This window comes from Thioclava atlantica, assembly GCF_000737065.1.
GTDB lineage: Bacteria > Pseudomonadota > Alphaproteobacteria > Rhodobacterales > Rhodobacteraceae > Thioclava > Thioclava atlantica.
The window spans coordinates 1-7724 of the sequence record NZ_AQRC01000028.1 but is presented as its reverse complement, the minus strand read 5'-3'; the positions used below and the strand labels follow the sequence as shown (position 1 = coordinate 7724).

8 protein-coding genes are annotated in these 7724 nt (G+C 65.1%); 7 read left to right on the top strand and 1 reads right to left on the bottom strand.

All coding sequences use genetic code 11. The annotated features are described in order from the left end of the window. Positions 1-412 (bottom strand): aminopeptidase P family N-terminal domain-containing protein (locus tag DW2_RS18655; RefSeq protein WP_238321363.1); only part of this gene is annotated, 412 nt, incomplete at its 3' end. Positions 413-580: 168 nt separating this feature from the next. On the opposite strand from DW2_RS18655, the gene ehuB reads away from it, so the two are divergent. The 7 genes from ehuB (at position 581) to DW2_RS18620 (ending at position 7519) form a co-directional block, all read left to right on the top strand. After that, the gene (gene ehuB, locus DW2_RS18650) at positions 581-1423 is read left to right on the top strand and encodes an ectoine/hydroxyectoine ABC transporter substrate-binding protein EhuB (RefSeq protein ID WP_038148935.1); all 843 of its coding nucleotides are present in this window, start codon (positions 581-583) and stop codon (positions 1421-1423) included. A gap of 76 nt (positions 1424-1499) precedes the next feature. Further along, positions 1500-2165, top strand: coding sequence for an ectoine/hydroxyectoine ABC transporter permease subunit EhuC (gene ehuC / locus DW2_RS18645; protein ID WP_038148933.1), 666 nt, complete (start codon positions 1500-1502; stop codon positions 2163-2165). 3 nt (positions 2166-2168) lie between these two features. Beyond that, positions 2169-2840: an ectoine/hydroxyectoine ABC transporter permease subunit EhuD gene (gene ehuD, locus DW2_RS18640; protein ID WP_038148932.1), complete on the top strand. Its 672-nt coding sequence runs from the start codon at positions 2169-2171 to the stop codon at positions 2838-2840. Continuing rightward, the gene (ehuA, locus tag DW2_RS18635; protein ID WP_038148930.1) at positions 2840-3655 is read left to right on the top strand and encodes an ectoine/hydroxyectoine ABC transporter ATP-binding protein EhuA; all 816 of its coding nucleotides are present in this window, start codon (positions 2840-2842) and stop codon (positions 3653-3655) included. Before ehuD ends, ehuA begins: the two co-directional genes overlap by 1 nt. After that, positions 3655-4653 (top strand): hydroxyectoine utilization dehydratase EutB, encoded by a 999-nt coding sequence (gene eutB / locus DW2_RS18630; protein WP_038148928.1) that lies wholly within the window; start codon positions 3655-3657, stop codon positions 4651-4653. Before ehuA ends, eutB begins: the two co-directional genes overlap by 1 nt. Beyond that, positions 4643-5623: a cyclodeaminase gene (locus tag DW2_RS18625; protein ID WP_038148927.1), complete on the top strand. Its 981-nt coding sequence runs from the start codon at positions 4643-4645 to the stop codon at positions 5621-5623. The genes eutB and DW2_RS18625 overlap by 11 nt, the downstream gene beginning before the upstream one ends. Positions 5624-5779: 156 nt before the next feature. Beyond that, positions 5780-7519 (top strand): SLC13 family permease, encoded by a 1740-nt coding sequence (locus DW2_RS18620; RefSeq protein WP_162178911.1) that lies wholly within the window; start codon positions 5780-5782, stop codon positions 7517-7519. Positions 7520-7724: the final 205 nt, after the last annotated feature.

Genomic DNA, 7724 nt, shown 5'->3' with positions numbered 1-7724 from the left:
GGGCGGTGAAGAAATAGGTCTCCATCTCGACCCCGATCCGCGCATCGCCATGGCCCATGATCCGAAGATGCGAGGCGAGGTCCTCCATCGGGTGGATGTCGGGCGCCTGGATGTAGCGGTCGGCGTAATGGAGGATCTGTTCATGCTCCATCCAGACCGTCCGCCTGGCGCCGTTCGCGTCCTGCATCCGGCCCCACCAGAAGGGTGCGCCCTCGAGGGTGAGGATCACCCCCTGATGGACGTAGAAGGACCAGCCGTTATAGCCGGTGAGCCAGTACAGGTTCGACGGGTTGGTCACGAAGAGCACGTCGATCCCCGCTTCGACCATCACCTTGCGGGTAAGGGAAATGCGGCGGTCAAATTCGGCCTGGCTGAAGGGCGCGTTCGAAATCGGCATGAGAGTTTCGCTCATTGTGCACAACATGTGCGGGCTGCGGGAGGAAGACACCCGATATCTGCATGACAACCCGGTGTTTTCCAGGTGATCGGGTTGACATGCCCCGGATTCTCCTAGGTGTTGTACACATCCGATGCGGGGAGTCGCCGCTTCCCGTCAACGAAAAACCAACGGGAGAGACACATGAAATCGATCTTGAAATCTGTCGCCGCGGCCGGACTCGGTCTTGCCATCAGCGCAAGCGCCGCGCTCGCGGGCCCGCTGATGGACCGCATCAATGCGGGCGAACCGATCCGAATCGGCTTCGCCAACGAGGTGCCCTGGGCCTATCCGGGCGAGAACAACAAGCCGCTGGGCTTCGTGAACGCCTATGTCCTGGGGGTGCTCCACGAGATGGGTTATGACAATGTCACGCCGGTGGTCACCGATTGGGGCGGGCTGATCCCGGGGCTCAACGCCGGCCGCTTCGACATGGTCACGGGCGGTCTCTACATCCTCAATTCGCGCTGCCAGAACGTCGCCTTCTCCGAGCCGATGGCTAAGGTCGGCGACGCGTTCATCGTGCCCAAGGGCAACCCGAAGAACCTCAACAATTACGAACAGATCGCCAAGGCCGGCGCGACCTTCGTGACGGGTGCGGGCTACAACCAAGTGGAATCGGCGAAGAAGGGCGGCATTGCCGACAGCAACGTGATGACCGTTCCCGGCCCGACCGAGATCCTCGCCGCGGTGCGCGCGGGGCGTGCGGATGCGGGCGGTGTGACCTATTTCACCGCGCAGAACCTCGCCAAGCAATCGGACGGGGCCGTCGAGGTCTCCGACGTCACGCAGCTGCCCGAATGGACCCAGAACTGGGTCGGCATCGGTTTCCGCAAGGGGGACGAGGATTTCGTCAAGAAATTCAACGAGGCGCAGAAGAAGTATCTCGGCTCGGATGCGATGATGAAGGCGGTTGAGGAATACGGCTACACCAAGGCCAACCTGCCCGGTGACAAGACCGCCGCCGAAGTCTGCGACATGCGCTGATCGGCATGAACGACTCGCGGGCGGGCCACGCGACGGTGGCCCGCCTTTTTCCATTCGCCGCTCGGGCAGGACGGGAATGAGCTATCTGGATTTTCTGAAAGAATACGGACCGCGCTTCTGGGATGGCGCGCTCGTCACCGCGGGGCAGTTTCTGCTCGCCACCGCTCTGGCCATCGCGATCGCGCTGACGGCAGGGCTGATGAAACTTTCGCGCAACCGCATCGTGCACGGTGCGGCTGTCGTCTATATCGAGATTTTCCGCGGCACCTCGCTGCTGGTCCAGCTTTACTGGATCTTCTTCGTGCTGCCGCTGTTCGGGATCACGCTGGAGAAATTCACCGCCGGTTTCGTGGCCGTGGGGATGAACCTCGGGGCCTACGGGGCGGAACTGGTGCGCGGCGGCATCCAGTCGGTGCCGAAGGGGCAGTGGGAGGCGGCCTATGCGCTGTCTATGAGCCCCGCGAAACGCATGTGGCGGATCATCCTGCCGCAGGCCTTCGTGAACATGCTGCCGCCCTGGGGCAACCTGCTGATCGAATTGCTGAAGAACACCGCCCTCGTCGCGCTGATCTCGGTGTCGGACCTGATGTTCGAGGCCAAGCAGATCAACGGCTCGACCTTCCTGTCGGCCCAGACCTTCGGCACGGCGCTGATCATCTACTACATCCTCGCGCGCTTCATCGTGACGCCCTTCATGCGCTGGCTCGAGCTGGTCATGCGGCGCAAGCTGGGGAGGGCCTGAACCATGGGATTCAACTGGAACTGGGAATTCACCTGGGAGATCCTGCCCAAGCTGCTGCACGCCACGCTCAACACGCTGATGGCGGCAGGGCTGGGCTATGCGATCGCGGTGGTGCTGGGCATGGTCTTCGCGCTCGCGCAGCGCACGCCCTACTGGGCGCTGACCAAGGTCGTGCGCGAGGTGATCGAGTTCATCCGCTCGACGCCGCTGATCCTGCAGATCTTCTTCGTCTACTACGTCGGACCGCAATTCGGGCTCAAGCTCGGGCCGTGGACCGCGGGGATGATCGCGATCGGGCTGCATTACTCGGCCTATCTCTCGGAGGTCTATCGCGGCGGTCTGGAAGCCGTGCCGAAGGGCCAATGGGAGGCCTGCACCGCGCTCAACATGTCGACCCGCGACACCTATCTGCGCATCGTCATCCCGCAGGCGATCCCGCCCGCGCTGGCGGGGATGGGCAATTACCTCGTGGGGATCTTCAAGGATACGCCGATGCTGTCGGTGATCGGGGTGGCCGAACTCATGCATACCGCGAATGCGATCGGCTCCTCGAGCTATCGCTATCTCGAACCCTATACGCTGGTGGGGATCATCTTCCTCGCCATCTCGCTTCCCACCGCCGGCCTGATCCGCCTCTTCGAAGGCTATGTCCGGCGTAAACTCGGATTGAAATGATGGACGATCTTTCAAACTATCCGCTGGAACTCACCGGCGATGACGTGCCGATGGTGCGGTTCATGAAGGTGACCAAGCGCTATGGCGACCTCACCGTTCTCGACAAGCTCGATCTCGACGTGGCCGAGGGCGAGATGGTCACCGTGATCGGCCCCTCGGGCTCGGGCAAGACAACCGTGCTGCGGATGCTGATGACGCTCGAGACGATCAACGAGGGCGTCATCTATGTCGATGGCCAGCCGCTCACCCATATGGCGAAGGGCGGAAAGCTGGTGCCGGCCGACCGGAAATACCTGCGCAAGATGCGCAGTCAGATCGGGATGTGCTTTCAGCATTTCAATCTCTTCCCCCACATGACCGCGCTCGAGAACTGCATGGAAGGGCCGGTGCAGGTGCTGGGGATGAAGAAGGCCGAGGCGCGCGAGCGGGCCGAGGAACTCCTTGAACTCGTCGGCATGTCCGACAAGCGCGATCAGCATCCCTCGCGGCTTTCGGGCGGTCAGCAGCAGCGCGTGGCGATCGCGCGTGCACTCGCGATGCGTCCCAAGGTGATGCTGTTCGACGAGGTGACCTCCGCGCTCGACCCGGAGGTGATCGGCGAGGTGACGAACGTGATCCGCAGCCTCGTGAACGAACACAACCTCACGATGCTGATGGTGACCCACCAGATGGGCTTCGCGAAGGACATCTCGGATCGGGTCTGTTTCTTCTTCGACGGCAAGATCGAGGAGCAGGGCACGCCCGACGAGCTCTTCGGCAACCCGCAGAAGGAGCGCACCCAGCAATTCCTCAGCGCGGTGAAAGAGGCCGACTGATGGTCGCGCTCGCCGAGATTTTCGCGGCGGCGCAAGTGATCCGGGGTGTGGCGGACAATACGCCGCTCGTCCCCTCGATGCTGGGTGAGACGCTTGGCGGCGATCTCTGGCTCAAGCTCGAGATCTGCCAGCCCATGGGCGCCTTCAAGCTGCGCGGGGCCCTGAACGCGATGGCGCACCTGCCGGACGACGCGGTGGGAGTGACCTGTTGTTCGACCGGCAATCACGGCCGCGCGGTGGCTTGGGCGGCCCGCGCCCGCGGGCTGCGCGCGGTGATCTGCATGTCCGAACTGGTGCCGCAGGCCAAGGTGGACGGGATCCGGGCCCTTGGCGCCGAGGTGCATCTCGTCGGTCGCTCGCAGGACGCCGCGCAGAGCGAGGCGACGCGGCTCGTGCGCGAAGAGGGGCTTGCCGAGATCCCGCCTTTCGACGACCCGCATGTGATCGCGGGGCAGGGAACGATCGCGCTCGAGATGCTCGGTGCGCGGCCGGAGCTCGATACCCTGCTCATCCCACTTTCGGGGGGTGGGCTTGCGGCGGGCATGGCTGTCGCGGCCAAGGCGATCAAGCCGGATATCCGCCTGATCGGGATCTCGATGGATCGGGGGGCGGCGATGGCGGCCTCGATCGCGGCGGGGCATCCGGTGGAAATCGAAGAGGTGCCCTCGCTCGCCGACAGTCTGGGTGGCGGCATCGGCATGACCAACCGCTACAGCTTCGCGATCTGCCGCGAGTTGCTTGACGAGGTGGTGCTTGTCACCGAGGCGGAGATCTACCGCGCGATGCAGGCGCTTTATTACCAGGACCGGATGATCGCCGAGGGCGCCTGCGTCGTCGGCATCGCCGCGCTGATGGCGGACAAGGTCGAACCGGGCCCCGCGATGGGGACCGTGCTGACCGGGCGCAATCTCGACATGGATCAGTTCACCCGTGTCGTGACCGGGCAGGATGTGGTGGTTGGCGATGTCACCGTGAGGGGAGAGCGTTATGCCCAATGAGATCCGTATTCTCAGTGAGGCCGATCTGCGCGGGATCGTCTCGCTCGACCTCGAGACGGTGGAGGTGATCGAGGCGGGGTTCCGGGCTCTGGCCGGGGGCGGGGTCGTGATGCCGCCGGTGCTCTCGATGGCCATCGCGGAACATCACGGCGAGGTCGATGTGAAGACCGCCTATGTGCCGGGCTTCGACGGGTTCGCGCTCAAGATCAGCCCGGGCTTCTTCGACAATCCGAAACTGGGTCTGCCGAGCCTCAACGGGCTGATGATCCTGCTCTCGGCCCGGACCGGGCTGGTGCAGGCGGTGTTTCTCGACAATGGCTACCTGACCGATATCCGGACCGCCGCCGCCGGGGCCGTCGCCGCGCGCCATCTCGCGCCGGAGGTGGAGACGGCCGGGATCTTGGGCAGCGGCGTGCAGGCGCGGCTTCAGGCGCAGGCCGCGCATCTGGTGCGCCCGTTCAAGCGCTGCCTGGTCTGGGGGCGCGATCCGGAAAAGGCGCGCGCCTGTGCGGCGGACATCGCCGCGGCGACGGGGGCGGAAGTGGAGCTGCGGCGCGACATCGCTCCGCTCGTGGCCGAGAGCCAGCTCGTCGTCACGACAACGCCCGCGACCGAGCCGCTGATCGGCGCGGAGATGCTTCATCCGGGGTTGCACATCACGGCGATGGGATCGGACCAGGAGGGCAAATGCGAGATCGCGCCGGCGGCGCTCGCGCGTGCGGATCTCTATGTTTGCGACCGGGTCAGCCAATGCGCGCGCCTCGGCGAATTGCGCGCGGCGCGCGAGGCGGGACTGATCGAGGCCACGCCTCCGGAGCTTGGCCAGATCATCGCAGGGGATGGCCCGGCGCGGATCTCCCCGGACCAGATCACGATCTGCGACCTGACCGGCACCGGCGTACAGGATACGGCCATCGCCAACCACGTGGCGCGCCGGATGGCGACGACCGGGACCGTGTTTTCGAGCTAGAGCACCTGCGGCGGCGCCCCGCACCCTCTCATGCAGGCGCCTGTGGGCCGCGCGCCGCGATCCTGTCGCACGCCCGAGATGAGTTGATGGACAAATCGGCGCCAATCCGCACGATGGGGTAGAGACCTCCAGTCCGGCGGGTGTGTGATCGTGTCTGTGGAAATCCTCATTGTGCTTCTGCTCTTCGTGGCGGCGGCGGTTCTTCTGGCGACGGAACTCATCCCGCTCGAGGTCACGGCGCTGTGCCTGGTCGTCGTTCTCTCCGCCACCGGGATCATCACCGCGCAAGAGGCGTTCCAGGGGTTTGCGAGCGAAGCCATCGTGGTGCTCGCCTGCGTGATGATCCTGTCGCGACGGCTCGCGGATTCGGGCGCGATGCTGGGGTTGTCGGCGCGCCTCGTGGGGCAGGGCAAGAGCGCCCCGGTCGGGGTTGGGCCCCGTCTGATGGCGGGTTCGGCTGTCCTGTCCATGCTGTTCAGCAATACCAGCACGACTGCGGTGATGATGCCCGTCGCAATCGGGGCGGCGCGAAAGGCCAAGCACGATCCTGCGCGATATCTGATGCCGATCGCCTTCGCGTCTATCATGGGCGGATCGGCGACCTTGATCGGCACCTCCACCAATCTCGCCGTGAGCGGGGCGATCGCCCGCGCAGGGCTCGAGCCGTTCGGTCTTTTCGAGTTCTTCTGGGTCGGGGTGACCGTCTCCGTCGCGGGGATCGCCGCCATGGTGCTTCTGGGACGCCGGCTGGTGCCGGTGCGAGGCGAAACCAAGGATCTCGAGGAAGGCGGCGCGCTTTTTCTCGCCGGGCTTGTGGTCGCGCCCGGGTCCCGGGCAGAGGGGATGACGGTCAGCGAACTCGGGCTGGCCGATATCGACGTGACCCTTCTGGCCATAGACACCGAAGACGCCCGGCTCGAGCCGCACCCGCGCCGCAAGCTGCATGAAGGCAACCACATCATCATCCGTGCAACTGCGGCCGCTCTCGCCTCCTTGCTCGACGACAAGCGCTTTGTCGTCGATGGAATCGCGGAGGCGACGCAGGTGCAGGTGACTGCCGAGGCGATCCTGCTTCCCGGGTCGCAATGGGTCGGCATGTCCCTGGCGCGGATGCGGCGGGAGCTTTCGCCCGACGTCGCGGTGATCGGCGTGAGGCGCTCGGGCTATGGCCGGGTGGCCCGCATCGGCCTGATGCGTCTGCGGGCCGGGGATATCCTGCATCTGGTCGGGGAGGAGGACGGGATCGCGCGCGTGGATGCCGATGTCGATATCTACCTGGCGACCGATGCCGAGCCCGTCGCGCCGGGGCGGCGGGAGGGTTGGTACACGTTGAGCGCGTTGCTGGGGGCGATCGCGATTGCCGCGGCGGGAGTGCTGCCGTTGAGCGTGGCGCTCACGATGGCCGTGCTGGGGCTCGTTCTCGCCGGACGGTTCACCCTGCGCGACGCCTTCGCCATGGTGTCCTGGCGCGTGCTGATCCTGATCGGAGGGATGTCGAGTTTCGGCCTCGCGATGCTTCAGACCGGGGCTGCGGATTGGCTCGCGCAGGGAATCTTCCAGCATATCGTCCCCTTGGGGCGTCCTGCCGTTCTTGTCTCGCTGTCGCTTCTGACGGTGCTGTTGACGCAGCCCCTGTCCAATGCGGCCGCCGCCTTGACGATGTTGCCGATCGCGATTGCGCTGGCCGACACCCTCGGCGTCGATCCGAGGCCGCTTGCGATCATCGTCACCCTGTCGGCGTCGCTGTCCTTCATCGCGCCGCTCGAACCCGCGCTGCTTCTCGTCTATGGCAAGGGAAACTATCGGCTGATGGATTTCGTCCGGGCCGGGGTCCCGCTTACGCTGATTTCCATGGCGGTCGTACTGGTTCTTGTCCCCTGGCTCTGGCCGTTTTGAGCGCCCCGCACACGCGTGGGCGCAGGCGCATCGGGTTGGCCAGGTAGGTCGCAGGGCGAGACCAGGGAAACCCCTTGGCCGCCACGGAAAATATCCTGAACTTTGGGGAAGCTCCAACCGAACCGACGCGCAAGTTCATGCGCGCCGGGCTGTTTTTCACACCGACCTGAGAGATGTAGGATTGCGCGCAACGTTGCGGGCGGTA

Coding starts and splice junctions, on each gene's coding strand:
- ehuB (WP_038148935.1), top strand. CDS start 581: ATGAAATCGATCTTGAAATCTGTCGCCGCGGCCGGACTCGGTCTTGCC.
- ehuA (WP_038148930.1), top strand. CDS start 2,840: ATGGACGATCTTTCAAACTATCCGCTGGAACTCACCGGCGATGACGTG.
- DW2_RS18625 (WP_038148927.1), top strand. CDS start 4,643: ATGCCCAATGAGATCCGTATTCTCAGTGAGGCCGATCTGCGCGGGATC.
- ehuD (WP_038148932.1), top strand. CDS start 2,169: ATGGGATTCAACTGGAACTGGGAATTCACCTGGGAGATCCTGCCCAAG.
- eutB (WP_038148928.1), top strand. CDS start 3,655: ATGGTCGCGCTCGCCGAGATTTTCGCGGCGGCGCAAGTGATCCGGGGT.
- ehuC (WP_038148933.1), top strand. CDS start 1,500: ATGAGCTATCTGGATTTTCTGAAAGAATACGGACCGCGCTTCTGGGAT.